Below are 24973 nucleotides of genomic sequence, written 5' to 3'. Positions count from 1 at the left end.
GCAAGACTTCGCTTTCCGCGGGTGACCCGTGAGCCTCCTCATCGCTGCGCTCTTGCGGGGTCTCACATTAGTCACTTTTCCCGCTGGAGTCTTCGTCTTGCACTCCAATCAAAAGCTGGAGATGGGTAATATCTATTTCATATCCATAAAATAGAGCTGTTTTCAAAGTCAACCACCCCCTTGAAAACAGCTCCCTATCAATCTACCGCCCTTGCTTCTTCATATAATCCAATACATCCAAATCAATATAATTCTCTTCCTGCTCACGCATTTCGAAGTTTTCGGTATGCAGGTAGTCCTTCAGGGATTGATGCAGTGACTTGCCTTCGTCCGCATAACCCAGACGATTCAGCTCGTTCTGCAGGTCGTCCCGGACCTCGCCTTCTACCAGCACGACTCTTCCAGGTTCTGACTCTTTGAAATAAAGCTGGTGCATTAAATAGATTCGCTTCAGCTCTTTTATAGGAGAGGAGTGGTCATCAACACGCAGGTCAATGTAGCGATCATTGAAGCCTCCGTAGCCCCCGTTTTCTTTTACGACTAAAAGAGCCGCCGACTGCATTCCCCGCGAGTCGCCTCCTGCTTCCTGTCCGGCGTCCAATGCATGGAGCAAGCGTTCTGCCAGACTCCCGGTAGTAGATTCAAAGGTTTCTGCCATCGCTTTCACCGTGTTTTCATCTACTAAAATATTTCCCTGGGCTGCAAAATGTTTTCCTGTGATTCCGCCTGCCCAGTCATAGCAGCCTTCTCCGGTAAACGTAGCGCCGTGACCCCAGGCATCAATGAGACCCACCTGTCTGAGATGGCGTTCCGGATCATCTTTTGTAATGATGTCCATTGCTTCCTCGGCTGTCTTTCCTTCTTCCATCAGCTGAAGCGCCTGCGGTCCGTAAGCGGTATTGGCGTATGACTGAGTCGCTACCGCCCCCACACCTGCTTTGGCAAAAGGGACAACCGAGCCGACACCAAGAAACTTGGACTGAACCGCAATTCCCCATTCTTTTTCTTCAGGATCATATCCGACTATGGAATACGTCATGTTGAAGTCCTCCTTTTAAATGAGAGCGTCCGGGTTCAAACCTTTCAGCTCTTCTATTACAAATAACCCATCCTTGCGAATCAAAACATCGTCGAAGTACATTTCGCCTCCGCCATACTCGGGACGCTGGATGCAGACCATATCCCAGTGCACGCTGGAACGGTTTCCGTTATCTGCCCCTTCATAAGCCTGTCCCGGAGTGAAATGGAAGCTGCCGCTGATTTTTTCATCGAACAAGATATCAAGCATCGGCTCTTTGATCTTCGGGTTCACACCGATCGCGAACTCCCCGATAAAACGGGCACCTTCATCGGTATCAAGAATATCATTGAGTTCCTTCGTTTTATCAGCTGTCGCCTTCACGATCTTTCCGTCTTCAAAAGTCAAAGAGATATTATCAAATGAAAAACCGCGGTATAAAGTCGGCGTATTATACGTGATCGTACCATTCACACTGTCCTTGACCGGGGCCGTATACACTTCCCCGTCCGGGATATTGCGCTCGCCGAAGCACATGACTGACGGAATGTCTTTTATGGAAAAAGTAAGATCCGTCCCCTCACCTGTAATCCGGACTTTATCCGTCCGGTCCATCAACTCTTTGAGGGGCTTTTGTGCCTCCTCCATCTGCTTGTAGTCGACTGTGCATACTTCCAGGAGATAATCGAAGAACGTGTCATAGCTCATCTTTGCTTTTTGCGCTAGAGATGGGTTCGGATAGTTTAACAGGACCCATTTCTTCTTCTGGACAAGATAGTCATTGGAATCTTTCATATGCGGCATGAGCAGCTGCCACTGCTCTGCCGGTACCTCACTCATTTCGGCATCATTCGGGTCGCTCGATATGCTGATGAATGCATCCAGATCCTGATACTTTTCCATATTCCATTTATTCATGAGAATCATCTGCTCTTCCTTTGCATGAGTACCCATGATGCGCATCAATTCCTGATCGCCGAATTCAAAATACGGGATGACCCCCATATCATACGCTTTTCGAAGCAGCTCCTTTACCAGCGGCTTAGTTGTATACTCACCTGTGATCAGGAGTTTTTCTCCTTCTTTCATTTTCAATGAATGTATCAGAAGCACCTCTGCCAATTTTCCCAAACGTGGATCTCTCACTTTGGTTCCCCCTCTATTTTTGTCTACTCTTATATTTCGACAAAAATTGGAAGAAACCTCCTATCAAAAAATCCTGCAGCCATAATGACTGCAGGATCTTCAATTGTTAATGATCAGTTCGTTTCAATCAAACCGTATTTTCCGTCACGACGCTTGTACACAATGTTTGTCGCATTGGTTTCAGCATCTGTGAAGACGAAGAAGCTGTGGCCTAACAGGTCCATCTGAAGAATCGCTTCTTCACTGTCCATCGGTTTCAGGTTGAACTGTTTTGTACGCACTACTTCTGATTCATTCTCGTCCTCTAATTCAACAGCCGCTGCGCCGTTAGGAGAAACATGGTTCAAATCCTCCTGGGCTGCGAAGAACTCTTTCGGGCTGCCTTTCTCACGCATTTTACGGTTCACTCTTGTTTTATGTTTACGAATTTGTCTCTCTAATTTATCTACTATTAGATCAATGGCCGCATACATATCTGTGTGGCGTTCCTCCGCTCGAAGGACCAGGTGCGGCATTGGAATAGTCACTTCAACTTTAGTATTTTTATCAGGGTACACTTTCAGATTAACATGTACATTTGCATCAGGAGTTTCATTAAAGTAACGATCTAACTTGCCAATCTTCTTCTCCACGTGTTCGCGAATCGCTGGAGTTACCTCAATGTTCTCGCCTCGAATGTTGTAATTCAACATGTAAACTCCTCCTTTTAAAAATAAAGCTATGTTTATATATTTCTACATTCCCTCAATTATTCCTGCTTAAACTTTCGAAATTTTTTGTCATTTCACAAAGTATTTTGTCGCAGGATTGCGGCAGATGTCGAAAGTGTCGCCACATAAGGGATTGAAGAGATATATGAGTAAAGAGTGTGTGGAGCTGGTTCGTGACTAACTACTCTTTACACTATTATTGTCTCACGATTTTGGAGGAATAGACGGGGGAAATTTGAAGGATTGGTGGATATTTTGGGGCAGGTTTGTGAATGGGTGGGAGAGTAATTGGTGCAAGACACAAATGCCTTGTATTGTGCCTGGCACCGCGATTGTTACACATCAACATCCCTCTTACTAAAAACAACCACCGACAATAAACCGAAAACAGCCAGATACAGTCCGACCACCATCACCGAAAACCCAAACGTCATGCCCTCAAAAGGAGGCGAGGCAAAAAAGTACTGCTGCAAATCCGTATTCGCCAGCAATAAATACTTCCCCCACTCCATCCCGCGTTCATTAAGAAGGATCATGAACGTATTCGAAGTGAACGTCAAGAAAATGGTCACTCCGATCGCTAGAGAGCTGCTCCGGGTAATCACCGATAACGTAAAGGCCAAAGAGCAAATGATGATCATTTCAATAAATCTCAAAACGTAAGCCCCGGCTACCACAAAGAAGTTCACCGTGAATTCAAAAAAACTATCATAAAACCATATAATTCCGAGCAATGAAGAAAACAAGAAATGAGCAGCAGTCAATATGACTGCCCAAACAATCACCGTTAGATATTTAGAAAGGAGAATGGTGCTTCTTTTAATCGGCCTGATCAACAGCAGCTTGATCGTACCTCTCGAGAATTCATTCGACACGATATCACCCGCGATCACCAGGCAGAATATCTGTATAACTAACAAGAGATTCGAACTGATTCTCATAAACTCCCAGAAGGAAAACTGGATGCCGTCAAAGAGCATGTAGGTGAAGAAGGAGGAAAGAGAATTGATGAATACGATGATTCCGAGGGAAATCCAGGTGCGGTTGAGTGAAGCTTGTTTGATTGTTTCGTTGGTGATGAGGTTGATCAGGGTTTGCATTGGAGTCATCATCTCACTAGTGTTTTTTAGAAATCACTATTATCATAGCATAAAAGACTTTCTAAAATAGAAAAAGCCCCGGCATATGCGAGGCTCTAACATCAGTTATTCAAAAGAGGCTTCAATACCTGATCCATTTCCAGTCTCCAGGCAGAAAATGCAGGGGATAGTTTCCCTTTGACAATTTCTTCTTTCACGTTACTTTCTTGAAAATGACCGTTTAACTCCATTGCTTGGTCAATGACACCAACAAACTTCATCATAATTGACAAAATATCCGGACGTTCTTCAAACATCTGCCCCAACATTCTATTGCTCTCTGATACCTGACCAAGGGCTTCGAACACATCCGCCAATACCCGGTCGCCTTCCGTCTTTTCTATATCAGTAAAACTCACTGTTACATAATCAAATGCTTCTTCGATTGTTTCCAGCATTCCAACGTACTGGTTGAGGAGTTCGAATTGTTTCTCGTCCAGTTTTACTGCGTTTGTCAAGGAATCACCTATTTCTTTTTATCGTAAAACATGCCGTCGTGCTGAAGTGATTGGTAAGGATTCGTATAGCGCTGTGCCGATGTTTTTTTCTTGGATAAGCCGTTCATGTCACGCTTGATTTCTGTACGTAAAAGCATAAGTTTCCGGTCAATTTCCTGATTCCACGCCATCATTTCCCTGCCCAGCACTTGCTCATCTGTGGAAAAAGGAGGCTTAATGCTGCCCAGCAGACTCTGCCTTTCCACCAAAAGCTTTTCGATTGATTCAATGACAGAGTCGCGATTTTCAGAACTTACCCCATCGATTGCTTCTTTCAGCTGCTTCGTGATGCTGTGGCATAGAAGGACAGAACTCATTAAGCCTGCCCGCCTTGCCCTGCATGCTGCTTCTGGCGGTTGAGCTGGATGACTTGTTTCCAGGTGTCGCGGAAGTCGGTGATCAATCCTTCAACTTCTTTTAAAATTGCTACATCATTCTTAATATTGGCTTCCGTTAAACGGCGATTAATGTAGTCATAAAGAGACATCATGTTTTGTGAAACTTCCAGATCAGTATTAAGTGTCACCATCAGTTCACTAATGATTGCCTGCACTTTTTGGATATTCGTATTTTTTATTTCGATATTTTTTTCTTCAATGGCTTTTTTAGCTATATGAATAAATTTCAGACTTCCATTATAAAGCATAAGTGTAAGTTCACCTGGTGAAGCCGTGTTAACCGAGTTGTTTTGATATGCTGTATAAGGGTTATTGATGGCCATATTGACACTCCTTTTATTACCTTGCTTTATAAAAAATTACATTCCCCCACCGAATTGCTGCATGAGGTACATGGACTGCTGGTTGGCACGTTGAATAGCTTTCTCCATCGCGGTGAATTGGCGCCAATAGCGATCTTCCACTTGGATGAGACGGTCTTCGAAACGATCAATCTGATTATCCGTTGAATCCAGTAAGCGCCCCAAAGTGAATGAGTTATTTCCACTGGATGCTTTCCCAGCTTTTTTCTCGACACTGTCCATCGTATTTTTCAAAGTTTCGCGTAATCGACGAGCAATACCCTGTTCTCCTGATGTTGCTCCATCTTTAGCGAAAATCTCATAAATGGCATTGGGATCTTTGGAAATGGCTTCTTTTAATTTGCTTTCGTCAATGATAAGTTTGCCTTTATCAAGATAGTTACTTGACGTCTTAATACCAATTTGAGCAAGCTGATCGATTCCCGATACTCCTCCTGAAACAGGGGTATATAGATCCATCCTCATCTTGTTCATTGCAGAAGATAGAACAGAATCATTTCGTAAAGTACCACTCCGCGCCTTTTCTTCCCAAAGCTCGATTTCCTTTTCTTCCATCGCTTCCTTTTGTTCTTTTGTAAGAGGCTGGAAGTTCCGATGCTTTTTCTCTCCTAGTTCACCATTCACCTTTTCGATGAGTTTGTTATATTCATCTACGAATTTTACAATCTTCTCTAAAATCTTATCCGTATCAGGCTGTGAACTGAATGTTACGTTTGTGTTTGAAGCGTTTTTTAACGTCAATTCAAAGCCATTAATGGTAAACGTGTTAGAGGCACGCTCCGTTTTCATTCCATTGTATGTAAAAACAGCGTTTTCCCCTGCTGCTCCCCTGCCACTTGCTGCAGCAGTATCATTATTTCCATCAAGCTTTAGGTGAGTGGTAAATAATGCTCCCTGAAGTTCAATTTCTGCTCCAGATGTATTATTACCGGTATTTTTGCTCATCACCGACATTTGTTTGGTCTGGGTATCATAGAACATGGATACCCCTGTCTGGGCATTGATTTTAGCAATAAGGCTATCTAAGGATTCATCTTCAGCCATAAATTTTATCTCTGTAAAATCTGAAGCCATCGTACCGTCTGCTTGTACTGCCCTCACTTTAATACTTTGCTCGCCCGATAACCCGAACGATTCACTCAACTTCTTTTTGGAGTCAAAAGCTGCGCCGTCTGATTGAGTAATGGGTCCCGAACTGTACATTGTAGCTGCAGAAGCCAGTTTTTCCACATTAATCGTACCTGAAAAATCCGTAGTGGAACTTATATTCTTCACTGATATCTCATTGGGATTTGAAATAGTCACTGCTTTCTGTGTATAAGTCCCCTGCTTCATTACCCCGTCAAAAATGAGGTTGCGGAAATCAAACATCATTTTATTCATATCACGGTAATCATCACGCTGCCACTCCAGATATTGCTTCTTTTGCTCTAACTTATCCAAAGGTATACGCTCAGCCTTCATCAGGTCTTTAATCATCTGTTCTGTGTCCATGCCGCTCGCAAGTCCACTTATTCGCATATCACTGGCCATAAATATCTCCTTTCTTTATATCTTTTTATCTACCATCAATCCGACAAACTCTGTCATCGCCGCATACATATCGAGAATCTTCTTTGCCGGTATTTCTTTTACCACTTCTTTTGTCTGTTCGTCTACGATCGTGACATAATATTCTTGTAATTTATCGTGAAATTCGAATTTCAAATGTGTATTTGAAGCTTGTAGAAACTCATTCATTCCTTGAACGACATCAACCATTTTTTCTTTTGTGACAGGCTCTTTATTGGATGCTGCTTGTTGGCGTTCCTGAACTTGGAGTTGTTTTACTGCTTCACGTGTGTTTGGTTCTTCTTTAGTAAATGATTGTTGGTTTGATATGGACTTACCTGCCACTTTTTGAATCACTTTGTTTCCTCCCAAACATTTATCATAAAATTTATATCGGAGTAATTTTATGATTGTTTAGAAATCAATAGAAAAAAGGGTGCTGATGCACCCTGAACGTATATTATTGAATTGTTAACAATATTCTCTTGTACAATTTTCCATTTCTTATAGTGATGGTAACATTCCCATAAGTTGCACCTGCTGGTACAGTAACCTTCCCGTTCTCATCTACGATTGCCCTACTCGGAACTGAACTAGTATATGTCGTTCCTTCTGTACCTGATGTCAGATCCTTTTCTGACTCATCTCCAAAGATTCCAGATACTGTTATTTGTGTTTCTTCTTCTCTGTATAGGGCTGAATCCTCAATCGATGCTGACAAGGTCTTTAGCACTTTACTTTGATCTTCTTCAATGGTCAAAACCAACCTTGTATATAACGTTCCGTTTCTTACTGTAATTGTTACACTTCCATATGTTGCGTCCGCTGGCACAGTGACTTTTCCATTTTCATCTACCATCGCCCTGCTCGGCACCGAACTGGTATATGTCGTTTCTTCTGTACCTGACGTCAAATCCTTTATAGTCTCATCTCCATAGACTCCCGTTACACTTAACTGAGTTCCTTCTCCCCTGTATAGCGCTGAATCCTCAATCGATGCTGACAAGGTCTGTAACACTTTACTTTGATCTTCCTCGATGGTCAAAACCACTCTTGTATATAACGTTCCGTTTCTTACTGTAATTGTTACACTTCCATATGTTGCGTCCGCTGGCACAGTGATTGTTCCGTTTTCATCTACCATAGCCCTGCTCGGCACCGAACTGGTATATGTGGTTCCTGCTGTACCTAATGTCAGGTCTTTTAATGATTCATCCCCATAAAGGCCCGATACGGCTAATTGTGTTTCTTCCTCTCGGTATAATGCTGGATCTTCAATCGTTGCTGACAAGTTCTTTAACACTTTACTTTGGTCTTCCTCGATCGTCAGAACCACTCTTGTGTATAACGACCCGTTTCTTACTGTAATCGTTACACTTCCATAGGTCGCGTCTGCTGGTACAGTGATTGTTCCGTTTTCATCTACCACCGCCCTACTTGGCACCGAACTGGTATATGTCGTTCCTTCTGTACCTGATGTCAGATCCTTTTCTGACTCATCTCCATAAATACCTGTAATGCTCAATTGAGTTGATTCATTCCTGAACAATTTCGAATTTTCAGTTTTAGCCCTAATCTCTACCAATTCATTGCTAGGATCTTTCTCCACATACAAGACTGCTATAGCTTTAACTGATTTATTCACTAGAGTTATAGTAAGCTTTCCATATGAAGCATCTTCTGGGATGATTACTGTACCATTTTCATTTACAGATCCTCTGCTTGATAATGAACTGATATAGGAAGTTCCTTCATCACCTGAAGTAATATCTTTAACCACTCCATTACTCCATCTTCCTAAAGCGTTCAGCTGAATAGTGTCTCCGGGATATACTCCAATTTCATCTGGCGTTACATTAATCTCTGTTAATTCCGGTACATTGATATTTATTTTACTTCTAACATAAACACCATTATTTTTTGCTGTAATCGTTACTTCCCCGCTAGTTGCATCGGAGGGGACTGTAACTAATCCATCCCCACTTACTTGTGCAATAGCAGGGTTAGAAGAAATGTAACTTGTACCCTCTATCCCCTTTGACACATCTTTTGTTGTGCCATCTGTCATAAATGCTTTGACCACTAGCTGGAGCCTGTTATTAGATAATGATAGTGTTTCCTCTCTAGGAGAAATGGATAACTCTCTTACAACAGGTTTAGATATTTGGACGATTGTTTTAGTACTCAATCCGTTGTAGTTTACAATAATTTCTGCTGTGCCCTTTATTTCTCCTATAGCCGCTTGAATTAGACCGTTACTACTAACACTTACAAGAGAAGGATTACTACTGGAATAAGTGATGCCACTGGATGAGCTTGTTATATCTTTTCTGGCACCGTCATTAATTTCAACCACTTTCAACTGTTGACTCTCCCCAGCATGTAAAATCGTTGAGAGTGGTGTCACTTGAAGAACGGATTCAATGGTTCCTTCATTGATTTTTATTTCGACTTGTCTTGTTAGTTCTCCATAGGAAACTTCTAACATAACAATGCCGGAACCGGCTGATTCTGGTATAGTAATTAACCCTGTAGTACTTACATTCAATAAATCAGGGTTTGTCGAAGTATATTTTACTAGGTTCTCATTAGTCACATCTGCATCTGGTACAGATTCATTACTTGATTTAAGAACAGGTTTTAACTGGTATGTTTGAGCGCTGGACAACACTTCTGGCGCTTCAAAAAATATACTATTGTGAGTACCTGGGGTTATGGTGATTTTCCCCATTACATTAATATTAAATTCAGACAAAGGACTACTCCCTATCTTAATAGGACGGGCATAATTGCCGACCGCATCTCTTATAGATAAATTATTTAAGGCCCATTCCCCTAACTCATCATATTTATCTATATAGATCGTAGCGGTGTATTGATTATTTTGTTTTATAAAATTTAAGGAGTAGATTTTCCCACTGGGCTTTCTATAGGAGCCATTAAGAGTGCTGTAAGTAATACCGGATAAGTTATCTTCAACTTCAATAGTCAATTTAACAGCTGCCTTCTCAGCAGAGATTTGTGAAACGCCAATTTTTCCGCCTATAAATTCCGGTGCTTCCCAATCCGGGGTTGTCCCTATCACCTCAACAGTACAGTGATTAAATGATTTCTCTTCATTATTCTCATTCTGGTAATTTGTGATTGTATTAAAATTCCCCACATTGTCACGCAAGTAAACAGAGGTAAGGACTCTATCTCCTCTTTCCTCATATTGTGAAATTGTCATTGATCCAACATATTCATTATCTGTAGTAGTTTTATATAGATAAAAATACTTTGTATTACCGCTTGGGTTTCTATAATTTACTTTTACATATGATACACCTGACTCGTTATCTGTGATTTTTGCCCGCACTTCAATTTTCTCGTTTGGACTTACCTTGGTTGAAGTAACAGAAATTTCATTGAGTACCGGAGCTTCAGAGTCAATTGTCGTACCAGTTATGGTTAATTTGCAGTTTTCAAAACTTTGAAGGTTCCCATCTTTGTCTATGAAGTCAGAATAGGTTTTTGAATTTCCTTCTTTATCACTAATATATATAGAAGTTAGTATCCATTCACCGCTTTCTTCATATTTTCCTATCGAATGAGTACCCGTGAAAGTACCAACTGCATCCTTATATAAATAAATAGTTTGGGAAAGTCCACTTGGCTTTTTATAGTAAGCTTTAACCATGGAAACTCCTGACTCATTATCCGAGATGTCTGCTGTAATTTCTATGCTGTCATTAACGCTTAACTCCTGAGACTTTATTGATAATGAATTAAGTATCGGAGCCTCTTTATCGGTAGACATCGGAGTGCTTACTCCACTTACATTTAAGTTTAATCCAGAAAAATCGATTAGCTCACCGTTGGATTGAGTGGATAAATGAGATAAATGAACAGAATTATCTTTATTATCTTGAAGGAATATGTCCGCTACCTTCCATTCACCCGGTACATCAATATCTGACACAGACATGTATGCTTCGTATGTTCCGGTCTGAGAATTTTGAGCAAATGGGACTGTAACAATCTGATTTGAGGGTTTTCTATAAGTAATAGATCCTTTATTAAAGCCAGAAAGTTCATCTGAAATTTCAGCATTAATAGTAATTGGAGTAGTAGGGGTCAGTTCATTACTCGACACACTTATAATTTTTATGTATGGGGCCTGTAGGTCTGGTGTGGGATCCTCGATTATAACGTCAACTGCAAAGACTTTTGTTTGAGAAAATAATAGTAGACATATAAGAATTACATAAAAGATTTTTTTCATACTCAAATTGCTCCCTGATATTATTCGACCATTACTTTATACCTATTTTTCATTTATAAAAGAGACCCTGGATATGACCAGAGTCCCTTCGCTCTATAAAAGGTTCTATTAACGAAGTAATTGTAATACTCCTTGAGGTTGTTGATTTGCTTGAGCTAACATTGCTTGAGAAGCTTGAGCAAGAATAGAGTTCTTTGTTTGGTTCATCATTTCTTTTGCCATGTCAACGTCACGGATACGAGATTCAGCGGCAGTTAGGTTTTCGGAAGATGTAGATAGATTGTTAATTGTATGTTCTAACCGATTTTGGAATGCTCCAAGATTACTACGCTCAGTAGAGACATTAGTAATAGCAGTATCCAATGTAGCAATCGCAGCTGTAGCTGTAGCAGAATCTGTAGAAATATCTAATCCTGAAACACCTAAATTAGCACCTCCAGCTGTCATATTTCCAACTGTTAGAGTAACTGTTTGTGTCGTATTAGCACCAATTTGAAAATCGAACGTTCCATCTCCATTATTACCACCAGTGCCATTAAGTAACGTAGCTGTATTAAATTCTGTTTGGTTGGCAATTCTATCAATTTCTGTAATTAATTCATCTACCTCTGCTTGTAATGAAGCTCTGTCTGACGATGTATTAGTATCGTTAGTAGATTGTACCGCTAATTCTCTCATACGTTGAAGAATTGAGTGAGTTTCATTAAGGGCACCTTCAGCAGTTTGAATTAGTGAGATACCATCTTGAGCATTACGAGAAGCTTGATCTAAACCACGAATCTGTCCACGCATCTTCTCAGAGATAGCAAGTCCTGCGGCATCGTCACCAGCACGGTTGATGCGAAGACCTGAAGATAACTTCTCCATAGATTTAGATTGTGCAGTAGAAGCACTATTCAACTGACGATAAGTATTCAAAGCCGCAATATTGTGATTAATTCTCATAACTAAATTTCCTCCTTGAAAGTAAGTCCACATCCTTGTGAACTGTTCATTATTTGGTTTACAAAGAACAGAAAGGTCGGCCGCCCTTTTTTCCTTGCTTACATGGTTAATATCGGTCGTTTTTACTAGGGTTTAATAGTTTAGTATAAAAATTATTGTTTTTTCGGCAAAATATTGAAGAGGTTTTCGATTCCTTTGGAGGCTTCGGCATTTTCTTCCTGGATGGTCAGGTAGATTTCTTTTCGGTGGATTTCGACGTTCTTCGGTGCGTTGATGCCAAGTTTTATTTGATCTCCTTTTACCGATATCACACTGATTTCAATATCTTCCCCTATTTGAATGGCTTCTCCGGTTTTTCTCGTTAATACCAGCATCGTCTCACTCCTTACCAGCTTGCTCTGGCTGAGCAAAGATTAGATGTTTTGTTTTGTAGTTTGGATCATTCAGAATCACTTGTTTGGCTTTGTTGTTTGCCAGATTGATCACGATCGGAGCTTGCAGGTTGGCAGTCGAATCATTAAGTGTTTCCCTCATTGTAAGGATGGTCAGTACTTTTACATTTTTCCCATCAGTGAATCCCAATGATTCCACACTGCCTTGATCCAGTTCGAAGTCAAACTCTTTCGTGAATAAAAATGGGTCCGTCACTACGAATCCGAGCTGTGGGGTGGTAACCGATTGCAGGATATGAAACCAATCATTTTCCGGCAGAGGCAGCAAGACGAATTTTTTCTCATCGGCGAACCCGGGGATCCCCTGTTCAAAGTTCAATACAGCGTCCTCTTTGACGTCAATCTCTCCGTGGTATTTAGTGTTTATGTTCATGCTCTCATTCCTTCTTTTTAGATTTCCTGTTCGTAATTAATTCCGACATGGTTTAAATTCACAAAATCAATTTGTAAATCGGCATATTTTTGAAGACTGATGTCCACCTGAGCTTTTGACACATTGATGTGCGGCTTCACAACTTGTGTATTGTTGATGACTTTTTGCGGCTCAAACTTCACGTTCACCTCGCCGGGATCATATTGAATTTTTACGCTTCCTGCTGAAGGGATCCAGCCAATATTGAAATCATACATCGGATTTTCGCTGTTTCGTTCGGCTTGTGCTGCAATGGCATTACCCCCGTTCTCTATCATCATTAGCTCGTCTCCATCCTGAGCAACACGAGCGAGCCCGGCCAGCCAATCCTCATGTCCCTGTCTCGCAAAATCTTCAATCCGCCGGCGCACTGATTTCAAATTCATGTCTGCCCTTGCTTCGGTTTGGTCAATGGTCAACTTCGAAGGTCTCCGTTCGATTTCCATCTTTGCTTTTGGCTGCTGGATATCCAGTGACGGCGGGGGTGTTTCGACTTCCAGTTTTCCGGGAGTCGTTTTGATCCCGATGGAAGCAGGGGTGGATTGCAATCGTATCTGTGGAAAGTTCATATCCTTTCACCTCTATTAAAAAAGGAACCGTCCCCTAAGGTGACGAAACACCTTAAAGGGTTGGTCCCCTTGCATTTTTATCGTAAAAAGTCCATTAAAGTAGGCTGGATGATTCTCGCACCGACTCCTAACGCAGCCCGGTGTACACTCTCCTGGGTCTTCAAATCGGTAATGACTCTTTCGATATCGGCATCCTCGTTATCAGAAAGGATCCGATTAGCGACTACTTCCTGCTGACCTAGGCGGTCGTCGATCATTTCCAAACGGTTATAGCGGGCACCCAGTTCTGAACGCTCAGCCGACAGGGTTTCCATGACATCATCCAAGTTCCCTAATTCTGTATCAAGTGTAGATGTATCGCCTGATTTCAATGCTTTTTGAATACTGTGCACCGTATCAAATAGCTTCTGACTGAATACATTGCCAGGATTCACGTTGGCTTTTAGAGATACTCCCTGCGAAACTTCTATATTATAATTTCCAATGGCTGCACTAATCAGATTATCAGCAACCTGTGGTGCACTGCCGTCTGCAGGTTTCCCATCTTTGACAGGAGAATTCCCTACATCTGTCCCGTGAAAAATATAACGGCCGGCAACCTTAGTTTCCGCTACTCCAACCAAGTCCATCTTAATTTGTTCAATTTCAACGGCAACAGCCTTTTTGTCCTCTTCACTTAACGTACCGTTTTTACCTTGCAGTGTAAGCTCACGAACGCGCTGCAATCCTTGATTGGCCTGGTCAATTCCCGCTTCCGAGTTATCCATCCAAAGATATAGCTCGGAAAGATTCCGTTTATACTGCTCGATCCCCGTCAAGTTCGAACGATAAAACATCCCTTTCATCGCAACAACCGGATCATCGGAAGGCTTGGTTATTTTTTTACCTGTAGCCAGTTGGTCCTGAAGCTGTCCCATCCTCGCATAGGATGAGCTAAGGTTTCTCATTGAGTTATTGGTTAGCATGCTTTGTGTTACGCGCATTTAGGCTTCACCTTCCTATCTTCCCACGGTTCCCATGCCGTTGATGATTTTATCGAGCATTTCATCCTGAAGGGTGATCATTCTCGCAGAAGCATTGTAGGCGTGCTGGAATTTGATCATATTGGTCATTTCCTCATCAAGTGAAACCCCGCTTACAGACATACGGCGTTCTTCAACCGCTGAACGCAGCACTCCGGAGTTTTGTGAAAGCCGGACGGATTCCTGAGATTCAACCGCCATTGCACCGATGACCGATTCGAAGTGAGCCCTGAAGGTTGCCGGTTTTTCCCCGTATGAAAGTTCAGTCGTGGTAATAATATCTGCAAGTGCTCTTACGTTGGCTGCGTCACCAAGTGTAGGATTGCCTGCACTTGCTGTTGCAATCATGTCCAGGTTTTCCAGTTCATCCGCAATTTGCATACGCTGGGCAAACCCTGATCTATCTATGTTCCCTAAGTCTGCAGAAGCATCCGCGGCATCCTGGAAGAACTTCGGTGTTTCAACGGTCGGATCTTCCATTCCTGCAGGGGACACACCTTTTTGGTGCTGTTCGTTAAATGCTTTAGCAAATTCATACGCCATATTGTCGAGTTCGTTCAGCATCGTAATGTAAGAGCCTTGTGCTTTGCCGTTCTTGTCTGAGTAACCGTATGTATCGATGAGGGCTCTTAATTTCCCTTCACCCTGTGATAAAAAGTCGTTCACATCAAGCGTCTGGTTTCCGATTGTGACGGAATCGACCGTATCTTGAGGTCCTTTCATGGAAAGCTTCAGTTCGTTTGCTCCGCTTTTCCCGACCAGGTTGATGGCAAAATTCCCGTCCTTGCCAACCAGGTTAACGGTCACCTGGCCTTCTGCAATCGGGGAAGATGCTCCTCCGCTTGACTGGTAGCTTGTTTGAATCGACACGTGCTTTGATAATTCATCAATCAGGCGGTCACGTTCATCATACAAATCATTAGGCAGGTAACCATGAGGCTCAACATCTGCGATTTGTTTATTAATTTTATCGATTTGTCTTGTCAGGGAGTTGATTTGCTTTTCAGTCACGCTGAGTTCATTTTTCAAATCACCGCGAACACCGGTCAGCGAGGATGATAAATAATTAAACGTATTCGCCACCGCGATTCCACGCTCACGAACAACTGACCTTGCACCTGCGTTCGTCGGATTGACCGCAAGATCCTGGAGCGACTGCCAGAACATATCTATCGTCTTGGATAGACCTGACTCCGATGGTTCGTTCATGACTTCTTCCATCTTTTTCATCGCTTCCATTTTCGATTCCCAATATCCCAGCTTGTTATTTTCACCGCGGTATTGAACATCCAGGAACGAATCGCGCACACGCTGAATGGAACCCGCCTCTACCCCGGTTCCCATTTGACCCGGGATATCTGGACGGTTCATTGAAGGAGCAGGATATGGAGTGGTCTGTTCAAAGTTCACACGCTGGCGGCTGTAGCCCGGCGTGTTTGCGTTGGAAATATTGTGACCTGTCGTATAAAGGGCGCCTTGCTGTGTGTACATGCCGCGCTTGGCGGTTTCAAGGCCGTGGAAAGTAGATCGCATGGTGGTGCCTCCGTTTCAATTAATTAAGCCTGGGAATCAAAGATTGATCGTTGTGGCGGTGCTTTTTTTTCGCCGTTCGGACGTGCGTATGTCGACTGGTGATCCTGCGGCTGCATCATCGATAGGTTCATATTCACAAATTGAAGAGATTGATAGACCAATTTTTGATTCAGTTCATTTCGTTCTTTTAATTCGAAAATCAACTCTGTCATTTTATTCTGCCATTCCCGAAGAACGGTTTGATCATCGGGCGCACTGTATTCGATGCATTGAGAAAGGGTCGGCGGTTCTTCTGTCAGCAGGCCGAGTCCATTTAAATAGCCGGCAGACTGCCGCTGACGTTCATTCTCGACCGTATTGATAGCGGCGATATGCTTCTGCTCGTCTTTTAACAGGTTGTCGAGCCCTGCCATATCACCCCTTTTGATCACCTGTGTTTTTTTTACGGAAAGGTCAAACAAACTTTTATTCAGCTTATATAGTTTTTCAAGCGTTGCGATTAAAACAGTTGCTGACATGTTTGCTCTCTCCTAGCTTTGATAGAAATTCTTTAATCCTTTGGCAATGGCTTTCGGATCGATTGTGTAATTCCCGCTCTGTACCTGATCCTTCAGTGCTTCCACTTTTGCCTGGCGTTCTTTCGTCATTTTCGAGACTTCCTGCATTTCTTTTGCAGTGGAAGAAATCTCGATTTTATCAGAAGGTGTTTTCCCGGATTTCGCTGCTGAACCTAACTTATTCAGGCTGCGCTGATACGGATTGATATTCTGGTTCCCAATATTATTGATTTTCATATTGTTTCCCTCGCTTTCATCACGTTCAAAGTGTCTCTATATAAGTATATCGGATAGAATGCTGCATTGTTTAGTGATCTTCACTGGTTAGTTCTTCCTAATTCTCTTCTGGTTCACTTGTCACGCGTCGTATAATACGTTCGCTGCTCCTTCATCTTTTCTTTCCATTCACTATTCGCCTCATACTGCTGCAAGTCCTTTTTCAAGCCATCCGTACATCCCTGACAAAGCTTGCCGCTAGTGATAATCTTCCCGCATTTATCACATGGATAACCCAAGTTAGGGAACATTTTCGTCTGAATTCGTCCCTTCTTTACCCATTTATAAAGAAGTTCTTCCTCCACACCCGTTTGGTTAATGACCGTCTCCATCGTCGCAGCACGGTTCTCCCTTTTCTTTAAAAATTGGTACACCGTCTCATACATTTTCTCATCTTCTCTAAAACATTTATCACATACGTCCCTGAATTTATTTTTCATAAACAGCGCATTACAGCGTGGACAGTTCATAACTTCTGACATCTTGATCTTCCTCCTGGGCGGTACTCATTGTTATCCCTTATATCGGAGAAAACACGCGAACTTTTAACCCCTGGCAAGAGTTAAAGAGGAGACTTCATGTGCCCCGGCTTCTTTTAACAATTTGGCGGCTTGTCTTAACGTCGTTCCGGTTGTATAGATGTCATCGAAGAGAAGAATGGATTGGCCTTTGAGATCTGCTTTTGGTAATATAAAAACTTGTTTTTGCTCCAATCGTTCCTGGCGTGATTTTTTCGACTGTTTTTCAGAGTGGATCCTTGTTAGTAAAGGAGATGCCGCTATGCCTGCAGCTTCTAAAAGTGCCGTCGATTGGTTGAATCCTCTTTCATAGTGTCTTTCCTGGCTCAGGGGAATCGTGGCGATGTGGTGATAATGCATCCCCTTAAGACAGTTTGCGATTTGAAGCGCGAATGCTTTTGCTAAAGCATAATCACCCCTGTATTTGTAGCGGGCAAGGTATTCTTTCAGAAAGTCATTGTATTCAAAGAGGGAGGTGTTACTTTCAAGTATGCCTTTCCACTTCGGATCTTTCTCCCATCGGTAGCAGTCCAGACAAATATCCCCTTTTACTAGCTCACTGGCTAGATTCTCAAACGAGCGTGAGCAATGCAAACACCTTTGTCCTGAAATTGCTTGAAGTCCCTTTAGACATTGCTCACAAAGATACTCAGGTTCGTTGTAAAACAATCCTTTCCATGAAATCACTTCTTTGATGGGGTTCACACAATAAAGACAGAAATCAGCCATCGATCAATTCTCGCTTCATGGCTTCCTTGTTCATAAAAAAGATGTGAAGGATCGCATTAATCATTTCCCTTGTCCGGCCATGGTGAAAATATACGACATCACCCTTTGGATAATCGGCACTTCTTCCCGCCCTTCCGGCAATTTGAACAAGTGCACTTTCGGTGAAAATCTTATCTTCAGCCCCTAATACAGCAACATCGATATTTGGGATTGTGACGCCTCTTTCTAAAATAGTGGTGGTAAGAAGAATCGGTGTTTCATTGTTTCTCATGTTTTGGACTTTATCCTTTCTGCCTGGATCTTCTGAGTGGACGGATTCTATTGCCGGGTTGAGTTCCCGGAACAGCGGCAGAGCCTTTTCCATGGCTTTTACTGATGGGAAGAAGATGAGTGCCTGTTTGTTTTGCTGGAGTCTTTGAAGGGTCCATTTTTTAAGTGCTGCGGGAATTTTGTTCTTCTCAAATGATTTTTCCCAATTGCCGCACCAGGCTAAGCGAGGAGCAGGGATTGGGTGGCGATGATAACGGGCGGGGATTCGGATATGATTTTGTTTTCCTGATGAGCACTTTTTCTGGGTCTTTGAGTCAGGAGTGGCTGTTAAATAGACGATGGCCGACTCGGGTTTACGTGCTTTCTCTACTGCGTATTGAAGAGACGTGTCATAGGAATAAGGAAAGGCATCTACTTCATCAATGATTATGAAGTCAAACGCATGCTGGTATCTGTATAGCTGGTGGGTCGTTGAAAGGACAAGCTGGCCGTAATTGTGGCGGTCTTCGGACCCTCCGTAAAGGGTGGTGATTGGTGTTTGAGGAAAAACTTTTTGGAGTCTTGGTGAGAGCTCTAGGATGACGTCGGTCCTGGGTGCGGCGATGCAGACCCGTTTGTTTTGAGTGAGAGCTTCATGAATGCCTTCGAAAAGGACTTCTGTTTTCCCGGCTCCGCAGACTGCCCAGACTAGTAGATTGTCATTCTTTCGCACGGTTTCTACTACTCTATTGAAGGCTTCCTGCTGAGCTGGGGAGAGAGTACCCTGCCAGTCGAAAATCGGCTGGTTGTGATTGGTTGGCGATGGTCCGCTCCAGGTTATTAGTGGTGTGCACTCGGACACTCTTCCCATCATGATGCAGTTTCGACAGTAGGTACAGGGTTCCTTGCAGCGGAAGCATTTGAATGTGGAAAACAGGTGTTTTTTTGTGTTGCCGCAGCGGTTGCAGTGGTTGTTGTCGACTCCTTTGCCGTAAGCGAGATAGCCGTTTAGTTGATGTTCTTGGAGGATTTGTAGCGAGAAAGGGAGTTCGTCTAGGAGGAGGGATCGACCTGAAAGGTAGTGTTGAAGATCGGTGGAGTAGTTGAATGATGGGTTTGGTAGTGTTGCTGGCGGTAGGGTGATTTCGGATATTTTTTGGAGAGTTGCTGGTTGATTGGTTAGTAGTTGTTCCGGGGTTAGGTGGGTGTTTGATAGTTCAAATCTCAATTATAGACCTCCTTAGGATCTGTTTAATGATTTGTGGATTATGTTGACAGGCGGTGCCAGGCACAATAATAGTGATTTGTTCCTGGCACAAACCGGTCTTATTGTGCCAGGAACAAAAAGGGTCTCCTGTGCCTGGCACCAGGTGATTCAAAGAAAGTTTAAGTCGGTCTCTCCCAATCCTTTACCCTCAATTTTGATTCTACATAGAATTGATATTTTTGTTGGGGGTTATCACCCAATGCTTGATAAATTTTTTCTTTATCCGTTATTTTGTCGTTAACCATATTGACATAGGACTTGTAATTACTCCACCGGTAATCCTCTGGCAACTTTGAGCTACGTGATTTAACTGGATTCAAGTGGATATAACTACACGTATCCAACAGCTGTTTCATGTTTTTTATCATCTTGGAGTAGTAGCGCCCCTGAAATACATGACCAATATAGTTGTACTTTCTATTGAAATACCTTGCATAAATGGAGTGAATATAATGGATGATCTCGGTTGGGGAATGGTTGATGGTTTCGATCACTAAGTGGATATGGTTAGGCATGAGGCAAAACGAGTGTAAGATGAAAGGGGTTCGAAGCTTAGCTTTTAATAGAAGTGATAAATAATGGTGGTAATCCTTGCTGTCCCTAAAAATATTATTTTTCCTGTTCCCCCTGGCAGTAATATGAAAAACCGCACCAGGGAACCAAACTCGAGGTTCTCTTCCCATTGAATCTTCCTTTCTATTTATTATTGAATTCATAAAATATATTCGACAAACTTTTTCATTTTCCTGCATTTCACATAATAAACCTGTGCCAGGCACAATTCTACTTATTTGTTCCTGGCACAAACAAGCCCGATTGTACCTGGCACAAATCTACTTATTTGTTCCTGGCACATTAAGGCCACATTGTTCCTGGCACAATCTAAATCACCTCATCTCAACTCAAGTCCAAATTTTCCCACAAAAAAAGCCAGGCACCAAACCAGCACCTGACCTCCCAACCATTATCCACTAATCTTCCTAGCCCAGCCCATCCCCATCGAGCCTTCACCCAAATGAGTACCGATCACCGGGCCAAAATAACTCACATCAAACTCCACATTCGGATACTTCTCAGATAACTCCTTCATCCACACCACCGCTTCATCTTCACGATTAGCATGGATAATCGAAGCTTGATAAGAACCGCCGTCCTTCACTGCCTCTTCCAACAATCCTTCCACCCGCTTCAATGCCTTCTTGCGAGTTCGGATTTTCTCAAATGGCACGATGACTTTATCAACAAAATGCAGCAAAGGCTTTACCTGCAGTAAGCTTCCGATGATTGCCTGCGCCTGTGATAGACGACCGCCGCGTTGCAGATGAGCCAAATCATCAACCATGAAGTATGCCTGAACCGACCGCTTCATTTCATCCAGCAACCTGACGATATCTTCTGCACCTTTTCCTTCACGGGCAAGCTTGGCACCCTCGAGAGCATAGAATCCCTGTATCATGCAGCTGATTTCCGAATCATATGGATAGACCTTGATTCCCTCAACCATTTCTCCTGCCTGCACCGCTCCCTGGTAGGTGCCGCTGATGCCGCTGGATAAGTGAATAGACACGACCGCATCGTAGTCACGCGCCAGTTTTTCAAACAGCTCCACAAATTCACCGACCGGCGGCTGGGATGTGGTCGGCAGCTTGTCCTGACTGACAACCTCTTCATAGAATTCATTGGCAGTAATATCGATTTCTTCACGGTATGTCTCCCCGCCAAGGATGACGCTCAGCGGGATCATGTGTATGTTTAAAGACTCGCGCAATTCTTTCGGGATGTAGGCTGTACTATCCGTTACAATTGCCGTTTTCATAATTGTTACCCCTCTACTTCTTTATTTTAAATTCAATCAGCATCCGGCACCTCATCAGACCCTGCTGATAACTTGTCTACTCTAACCTATGTATCTTTCTCATTTTATATGAAAGTTCTTTCGATTGCACCACTTCACCTGAAAAATCACTTCCCCAAAAATAAAACAAACGTTTGTTTAAGTACAGGAAACCCTGTCAGCACTGGGCTCCCAAATCTTAATCAAACGTTTGTTTAAATTCTCACCTGGTCCCTACGGTAAGGGAAGCAAGCGCCTTTTTAGACTTTCTCGAAGACAAAAATACCCCCGCAAAAATGATCAAAAGACCAAGAATCAAATTATGCGTAACCGGTTCTCCGAGCAGCACAAATCCCCAAATCATTGCAGTCCCCGGAATCAAGTAGGTGACCGTGGAGGCAAATTCCGGGCTTCCATTTGTCATGATATAAAAGTAAAGCAGCGTCGCAATTCCAGATCCGAAACAGCCAAGACCGATGATTCCAAGTAAAGCTTCACCAGTAAACAGGCTTCCAACTTCAATTGGCTGAGTCACCAGCATTCCTATAAAGCCGATTGCTGCACCAATCAACAGTTGAAACGTCGAAATGGTGACGACACTCGTTCCTGCCAGATATTTTTTCGTAAATTGAGAAGAAAACGCATAGCTCACAGTCGCAAGGATCATCGTACCCACTCCGACAAAGTCAGAACTGAAAATCCCGCTCACTTCAAAATTCATCAATACTAAAATTCCAATGAAACCAACCAAGATCCCGATCCACTGAAAGCTTGTCAGCACGACTGAAAACAGTAAAAAGCCAATGAGCCCCGTCCATATTGGAGTCGTCGCGTTCAGAATAGAGGCTGTATTACTATTAATCTGTGTTTCACTTAATGCAATCAGGGTCCAGGGTAGAGCCGCGTTCCCGATGCCGACAACAATCAGCTTCCATATCGGCAGCGGTTTCTTCTCCCCTTTGCGTCTTTGAATGAAAAAGATCGGCAGCAGCACAAGAGCCCCGGCGATGCAGCGCAGAAATGTCGTTCCCCATACGCCTGCCGGCTCGATCAACCACTTTATGAAGACAAAGGACATTCCCCAGATCAGACTTAACCCGATCAGGGCCATATACAAGCGAGCCATTTCGTTTCCTCCTCTCCCCTCTTATACTATATGAAGGAGTTGTGCAATTTAATAGATAAAAAGATGTTATAACAGATGTTTTTATACGTTCAATCCTAACTTATTTTTACATGAAAAGGTAGTCCCCTATTTAGCACATTGCTTTCCTTTACAAACTATTACACTATTCAAAAAAACACTACTTTTCAACCATTCTATTTTTACAATTAAGTGCTACTATGTAAGTGTTTGCAATAAAATACATATTTTAGGGGAGATACTGTTGAATAAGAAAAAAGTCGTTGGTACTGCTTTAGCTCTAGGACTTCTCATCCCTCAAGCCGCTCCTTCCATTACGTACGCTGATGTCATGGATCAGGACTTGGTGAAGCTTCGTATTTTGGAAACAACGGATATACACGTAAACCTTGCCAACTATGATTATTATCAAGATAAAGAAACAAACAGCTATGGACTTGTCAAAACAGCCACTCTTATAAAAAACGCGCGTGAAGAAGTAAATAACAGCCTGTTATTCGATAACGGCGACCTGATTCAAGGGAACCCACTGGGGGATTACGTGGCAAAAGTGGATCCGCTGCAAGACGGTGAGACTCACCCGGTATATAAAGCGATGAATCTGCTTGATTATGATGCAGCGAACATCGGAAACCACGAGTTCAACTATGGACTGGATTTTCTTCAAACTTCTTTAAAAGGCTCTGGTTTTCCATATGTAAACGCCAATGTTTATAAAGATGACGGAAATAGCGATCCGAGTGACGATGAGAATTACTTTACACCTTATGAAATTCTTGACCGTGAAGTAGTCGATGAAGACGGGGAAAAACATACCCTTAAGGTCGGTGTCATCGGGTTCACCCCTCCACAGATCATGCAGTGGGATAAAGCGAACCTTGAAGGAAAAGTGATTGCAAAAGATATCGTGGAATCAGCAAATAAATTCGTTCCTGAGATGAAAGAAAAAGGTGCCGATATCATTGTCGCCATTCCTCACTCCGGAATAGGAAATGTAACTGATGAAGGTATCGAAGAGAATGCTACTTATTCCCTGTCAAAAGTGGAAGGGATCGACGCCATCCTGTTCGGTCATTCCCACGGGGTCTTCCCTTCTGAATCGTATGCTGGCATCGAAGGGGTAGACGTAAACAAAGGAACGATCAATGGTGTCGCTTCCGTTATGCCAGGTTACTGGGGAAGCCACCTTGGTCTTGTCGACCTGGAGCTGGAACTGAAAGACGGAGAGTGGTCAGTTGTCAATTCCCAATCTTCCACGCGGGCTATCGCGGATAAGGACGGTAACCCATTAGTTGAACGCGATGAAGAAGTTTTCGGAGCTATCGAGGAAGACCATAACCACACAGTAGACTGGGTCAGAAGTGCAGTCGGTGAAACAACCGCTCCGATCAACAGCTATTTTGCACAGGTTAAAGATGATCCTTCCATTCAGATCGTGACGAACGCACAAAAATGGTATGTGGAAAAATACATCAAGGGCACTGAATACGAAGGGCTTCCGGTATTATCCGCAGGCGCACCGTTCAAAGCAGGAACACGTGGGGACGCTTCCTATTACACAGACATCCCCGCAGGCGAGCTTGCAATCAAAAACGTTGCCGACCTTTATTTGTACCCTAATACCCTTCAGGCTGTATTAATTGATGGGACACAAGTGAAAGAATGGCTGGAGATGTCGGCCGGACAATTCAACCAGATCGATACAGCAACTTCTGAAGAGCAGTCCCTTGTGAATGGAAATTTCCGTTCCTATAACTTTGACGTGATTGACGGTGTCACGTATGAAATCGATGTGACAAAACCTGTTCGTTACGGAACAGACGGCAAACTGTTCAATGAGGATTCCCACAGAATCAAAAATCTTAAGTACAATGGTCAGCCAATCGATCCGGATCAAAAGTTCATCGTGGCAACGAATAATTACCGTGCAAGCGGCGGCGGACACTTCCCTGGCATCGACGGATCGAACATCATCATCCAATCACCGGATGAGAACCGCAATGTCATCATCGATTACATCATGGAAAAAGGGACAATCAACCCTGAAGCAGACGGCAACTGGAATTTCGCTGCAATCAAAGGGGATGTCAATGTCGTATTCGAGACTTCTCCTGAAGCTCAGAAATACCTCCATGATTCAAGAACATACGAGTACATCCGCACCGAAGACAGCGGATTCGCCAAGTATTCAATCAAGTTCAAGCAGAGTGATGCAACGAATCCCGGACAGGAAAAGAAGGAGTCTAAAGGAAACTTTTTGACGAACTTCATTTCATCGATTGCACAGACGTTCAATTTCATCAAGTAAAGTCTTAGAACCTCCTGAGTGGGGGTTCTTTTTACATTTGTCTCCTGTAAAACTGTTAAACTGGAAAAAACAC

The 24973-nt window shown here is 42.9% G+C and carries 25 protein-coding genes; 1 reads left to right on the top strand and 24 read right to left on the bottom strand.

The genetic code is table 11. From position 1 onward, the window contains the following. Nucleotides 1-202: 202 nt before the first annotated feature. From HWX64_RS14495 to HWX64_RS14380, 24 genes are all read right to left on the bottom strand, one after another. Nucleotides 203-1039: a DUF1028 domain-containing protein gene (locus HWX64_RS14495; protein WP_175990249.1), complete on the bottom strand. Its 837-nt coding sequence runs from the start codon at nt 1037-1039 to the stop codon at nt 203-205. A 15-nt stretch (nt 1040-1054) separates the two neighbouring features. Next, nucleotides 1055-2164 (bottom strand): aminopeptidase, encoded by a 1110-nt coding sequence (locus HWX64_RS14490; protein WP_175990248.1) that lies wholly within the window; start codon nt 2162-2164, stop codon nt 1055-1057. A gap of 113 nt (nt 2165-2277) precedes the next feature. Continuing rightward, nucleotides 2278-2856, bottom strand: coding sequence for a ribosome hibernation-promoting factor, HPF/YfiA family (raiA, locus tag HWX64_RS14485; RefSeq protein ID WP_254871159.1), 579 nt, complete (start codon nt 2854-2856; stop codon nt 2278-2280). Nucleotides 2857-3209: 353 nt separating this feature from the next. Next, nucleotides 3210-3974, bottom strand: coding sequence for an ABC transporter permease (locus HWX64_RS14480; RefSeq protein ID WP_175990247.1), 765 nt, complete (start codon nt 3972-3974; stop codon nt 3210-3212). Nucleotides 3975-4075: 101 nt separating this feature from the next. Continuing rightward, nucleotides 4076-4471 carry a hypothetical protein gene (locus HWX64_RS14475; protein WP_175990246.1) on the bottom strand — a complete coding sequence of 132 codons (396 nt, stop codon included), beginning with the start codon at nt 4469-4471 and terminating at the stop codon, nt 4076-4078. Nucleotides 4472-4479: 8 nt separating this feature from the next. After that, nucleotides 4480-4827 carry a flagellar protein FliT gene (locus tag HWX64_RS14470; RefSeq protein WP_175990245.1) on the bottom strand — a complete coding sequence of 116 codons (348 nt, stop codon included), beginning with the start codon at nt 4825-4827 and terminating at the stop codon, nt 4480-4482. Continuing rightward, nucleotides 4827-5231 carry a flagellar export chaperone FliS gene (gene fliS, locus HWX64_RS14465; protein ID WP_175990244.1) on the bottom strand — a complete coding sequence of 135 codons (405 nt, stop codon included), beginning with the start codon at nt 5229-5231 and terminating at the stop codon, nt 4827-4829. The genes HWX64_RS14470 and fliS overlap by 1 nt, the downstream gene beginning before the upstream one ends. Nucleotides 5232-5267: 36 nt before the next feature. Then, nucleotides 5268-6803: a flagellar hook-associated protein 2 gene (locus HWX64_RS14460; RefSeq protein ID WP_175990243.1), complete on the bottom strand. Its 1536-nt coding sequence runs from the start codon at nt 6801-6803 to the stop codon at nt 5268-5270. Between the two features lie 15 nt (nt 6804-6818). Further along, on the bottom strand, nt 6819-7178 hold the full coding sequence (gene flaG / locus HWX64_RS14455; protein ID WP_175990242.1) for a flagellar protein FlaG: 360 nt from the start codon (nt 7176-7178) through the stop codon (nt 6819-6821). 103 nt (nt 7179-7281) lie between these two features. Beyond that, nucleotides 7282-11085, bottom strand: a complete 3804-nt coding sequence (locus HWX64_RS14450; protein WP_175990241.1) for an Ig-like domain-containing protein — start codon at nt 11083-11085, stop codon at nt 7282-7284. Nucleotides 11086-11193: 108 nt separating this feature from the next. Next, the gene (gene hag / locus HWX64_RS14445; RefSeq protein ID WP_175990240.1) at nt 11194-12030 is read right to left on the bottom strand and encodes a flagellin Hag; all 837 of its coding nucleotides are present in this window, start codon (nt 12028-12030) and stop codon (nt 11194-11196) included. A 152-nt stretch (nt 12031-12182) separates the two neighbouring features. Beyond that, a complete protein-coding gene (csrA, locus tag HWX64_RS14440; RefSeq protein ID WP_175990239.1) occupies nt 12183-12404 on the bottom strand; it encodes a carbon storage regulator CsrA in 222 nt (73 codons plus the stop codon). Nucleotides 12405-12408: 4 nt separating this feature from the next. Continuing rightward, a complete protein-coding gene (gene fliW, locus HWX64_RS14435; RefSeq protein WP_175990238.1) occupies nt 12409-12855 on the bottom strand; it encodes a flagellar assembly protein FliW in 447 nt (148 codons plus the stop codon). 17 nt (nt 12856-12872) lie between these two features. Then, a complete protein-coding gene (locus tag HWX64_RS14430) occupies nt 12873-13463 on the bottom strand; it encodes a DUF6470 family protein (RefSeq protein WP_175990237.1) in 591 nt (196 codons plus the stop codon). Nucleotides 13464-13540: 77 nt separating this feature from the next. Beyond that, the gene (gene flgL, locus HWX64_RS14425; protein ID WP_175990236.1) at nt 13541-14446 is read right to left on the bottom strand and encodes a flagellar hook-associated protein FlgL; all 906 of its coding nucleotides are present in this window, start codon (nt 14444-14446) and stop codon (nt 13541-13543) included. Nucleotides 14447-14461: 15 nt separating this feature from the next. Further along, on the bottom strand, nt 14462-16018 hold the full coding sequence (flgK, locus tag HWX64_RS14420; RefSeq protein ID WP_175990235.1) for a flagellar hook-associated protein FlgK: 1557 nt from the start codon (nt 16016-16018) through the stop codon (nt 14462-14464). Nucleotides 16019-16041: 23 nt separating this feature from the next. Further along, nucleotides 16042-16536, bottom strand: coding sequence for a flagellar protein FlgN (locus HWX64_RS14415; RefSeq protein WP_175990234.1), 495 nt, complete (start codon nt 16534-16536; stop codon nt 16042-16044). 12 nt (nt 16537-16548) lie between these two features. Beyond that, nucleotides 16549-16812, bottom strand: coding sequence for a flagellar biosynthesis anti-sigma factor FlgM (flgM, locus tag HWX64_RS14410; protein ID WP_175990233.1), 264 nt, complete (start codon nt 16810-16812; stop codon nt 16549-16551). A 113-nt stretch (nt 16813-16925) separates the two neighbouring features. After that, nucleotides 16926-17333, bottom strand: coding sequence for a TIGR03826 family flagellar region protein (locus HWX64_RS14405; RefSeq protein ID WP_175990232.1), 408 nt, complete (start codon nt 17331-17333; stop codon nt 16926-16928). Nucleotides 17334-17396: 63 nt separating this feature from the next. Continuing rightward, on the bottom strand, nt 17397-18098 hold the full coding sequence (locus tag HWX64_RS14400) for a ComF family protein (protein WP_175990231.1): 702 nt from the start codon (nt 18096-18098) through the stop codon (nt 17397-17399). Further along, nucleotides 18091-19221, bottom strand: a complete 1131-nt coding sequence (locus HWX64_RS14395) for a DEAD/DEAH box helicase (protein WP_254871158.1) — start codon at nt 19219-19221, stop codon at nt 18091-18093. The genes HWX64_RS14400 and HWX64_RS14395 overlap by 8 nt, the downstream gene beginning before the upstream one ends. Nucleotides 19222-19733: 512 nt before the next feature. Continuing rightward, nucleotides 19734-20297, bottom strand: coding sequence for a transposase (locus HWX64_RS22210; protein ID WP_175990230.1), 564 nt, complete (start codon nt 20295-20297; stop codon nt 19734-19736). Nucleotides 20298-20578: 281 nt separating this feature from the next. After that, entirely contained in the window at nt 20579-21430 is an 852-nt protein-coding gene (locus HWX64_RS14385; RefSeq protein WP_175990229.1) for a DegV family protein, read from the bottom strand. A gap of 241 nt (nt 21431-21671) precedes the next feature. Continuing rightward, nucleotides 21672-22574 carry a DMT family transporter gene (locus HWX64_RS14380; protein ID WP_175990228.1) on the bottom strand — a complete coding sequence of 301 codons (903 nt, stop codon included), beginning with the start codon at nt 22572-22574 and terminating at the stop codon, nt 21672-21674. Nucleotides 22575-22884: 310 nt separating this feature from the next. Between HWX64_RS14380 and HWX64_RS14375 the strand changes: the two genes are divergently transcribed. Then, the gene (locus HWX64_RS14375; RefSeq protein WP_254871195.1) at nt 22885-24900 is read left to right on the top strand and encodes a bifunctional 2',3'-cyclic-nucleotide 2'-phosphodiesterase/3'-nucleotidase; all 2016 of its coding nucleotides are present in this window, start codon (nt 22885-22887) and stop codon (nt 24898-24900) included. Nucleotides 24901-24973: the final 73 nt, after the last annotated feature.

Source organism: Bacillus sp. Marseille-Q1617 (assembly GCF_903645295.1).
Classification (GTDB): domain Bacteria; phylum Bacillota; class Bacilli; order Bacillales; family Bacillaceae_B; genus Rossellomorea.
The sequence above is the reverse complement of the archived record's forward strand: the minus strand, read 5'-3'. Positions and strand labels throughout refer to the sequence as shown.

What these genes read in the sequence shown, in the direction of transcription:
- flgK (WP_175990235.1), bottom strand. Translation starts at nt 16,018, where the DNA reads ATGCGATCTACTTTCCACGGCCTTGAAACCGCCAAGCGCGGCATGTAC.
- hag (WP_175990240.1), bottom strand. Translation starts at nt 12,030, where the DNA reads ATGAGAATTAATCACAATATTGCGGCTTTGAATACTTATCGTCAGTTG.
- HWX64_RS14400 (WP_175990231.1), bottom strand. Translation starts at nt 18,098, where the DNA reads ATGGCTGATTTCTGTCTTTATTGTGTGAACCCCATCAAAGAAGTGATT.
- HWX64_RS22210 (WP_175990230.1), bottom strand. Translation starts at nt 20,297, where the DNA reads ATGGGAAGAGAACCTCGAGTTTGGTTCCCTGGTGCGGTTTTTCATATT.
- fliS (WP_175990244.1), bottom strand. Translation starts at nt 5,231, where the DNA reads ATGGCCATCAATAACCCTTATACAGCATATCAAAACAACTCGGTTAAC.
- HWX64_RS14480 (WP_175990247.1), bottom strand. Translation starts at nt 3,974, where the DNA reads ATGCAAACCCTGATCAACCTCATCACCAACGAAACAATCAAACAAGCT.
- raiA (WP_254871159.1), bottom strand. Translation starts at nt 2,856, where the DNA reads ATGTTGAATTACAACATTCGAGGCGAGAACATTGAGGTAACTCCAGCG.
- fliW (WP_175990238.1), bottom strand. Translation starts at nt 12,855, where the DNA reads ATGAACATAAACACTAAATACCACGGAGAGATTGACGTCAAAGAGGAC.
- HWX64_RS14430 (WP_175990237.1), bottom strand. Translation starts at nt 13,463, where the DNA reads ATGAACTTTCCACAGATACGATTGCAATCCACCCCTGCTTCCATCGGG.
- HWX64_RS14450 (WP_175990241.1), bottom strand. Translation starts at nt 11,085, where the DNA reads ATGAAAAAAATCTTTTATGTAATTCTTATATGTCTACTATTATTTTCT.
- HWX64_RS14380 (WP_175990228.1), bottom strand. Translation starts at nt 22,574, where the DNA reads ATGGCTCGCTTGTATATGGCCCTGATCGGGTTAAGTCTGATCTGGGGA.
- HWX64_RS14460 (WP_175990243.1), bottom strand. Translation starts at nt 6,803, where the DNA reads ATGGCCAGTGATATGCGAATAAGTGGACTTGCGAGCGGCATGGACACA.
- flgL (WP_175990236.1), bottom strand. Translation starts at nt 14,446, where the DNA reads ATGCGCGTAACACAAAGCATGCTAACCAATAACTCAATGAGAAACCTT.
- HWX64_RS14385 (WP_175990229.1), bottom strand. Translation starts at nt 21,430, where the DNA reads ATGAAAACGGCAATTGTAACGGATAGTACAGCCTACATCCCGAAAGAA.
- HWX64_RS14495 (WP_175990249.1), bottom strand. Translation starts at nt 1,039, where the DNA reads ATGACGTATTCCATAGTCGGATATGATCCTGAAGAAAAAGAATGGGGA.
- HWX64_RS14395 (WP_254871158.1), bottom strand. Translation starts at nt 19,221, where the DNA reads ATGATGGGAAGAGTGTCCGAGTGCACACCACTAATAACCTGGAGCGGA.
- HWX64_RS14470 (WP_175990245.1), bottom strand. Translation starts at nt 4,827, where the DNA reads ATGAGTTCTGTCCTTCTATGCCACAGCATCACGAAGCAGCTGAAAGAA.
- csrA (WP_175990239.1), bottom strand. Translation starts at nt 12,404, where the DNA reads ATGCTGGTATTAACGAGAAAAACCGGAGAAGCCATTCAAATAGGGGAA.
- HWX64_RS14415 (WP_175990234.1), bottom strand. Translation starts at nt 16,536, where the DNA reads ATGTCAGCAACTGTTTTAATCGCAACGCTTGAAAAACTATATAAGCTG.
- HWX64_RS14405 (WP_175990232.1), bottom strand. Translation starts at nt 17,333, where the DNA reads ATGTCAGAAGTTATGAACTGTCCACGCTGTAATGCGCTGTTTATGAAA.
- flgM (WP_175990233.1), bottom strand. Translation starts at nt 16,812, where the DNA reads ATGAAAATCAATAATATTGGGAACCAGAATATCAATCCGTATCAGCGC.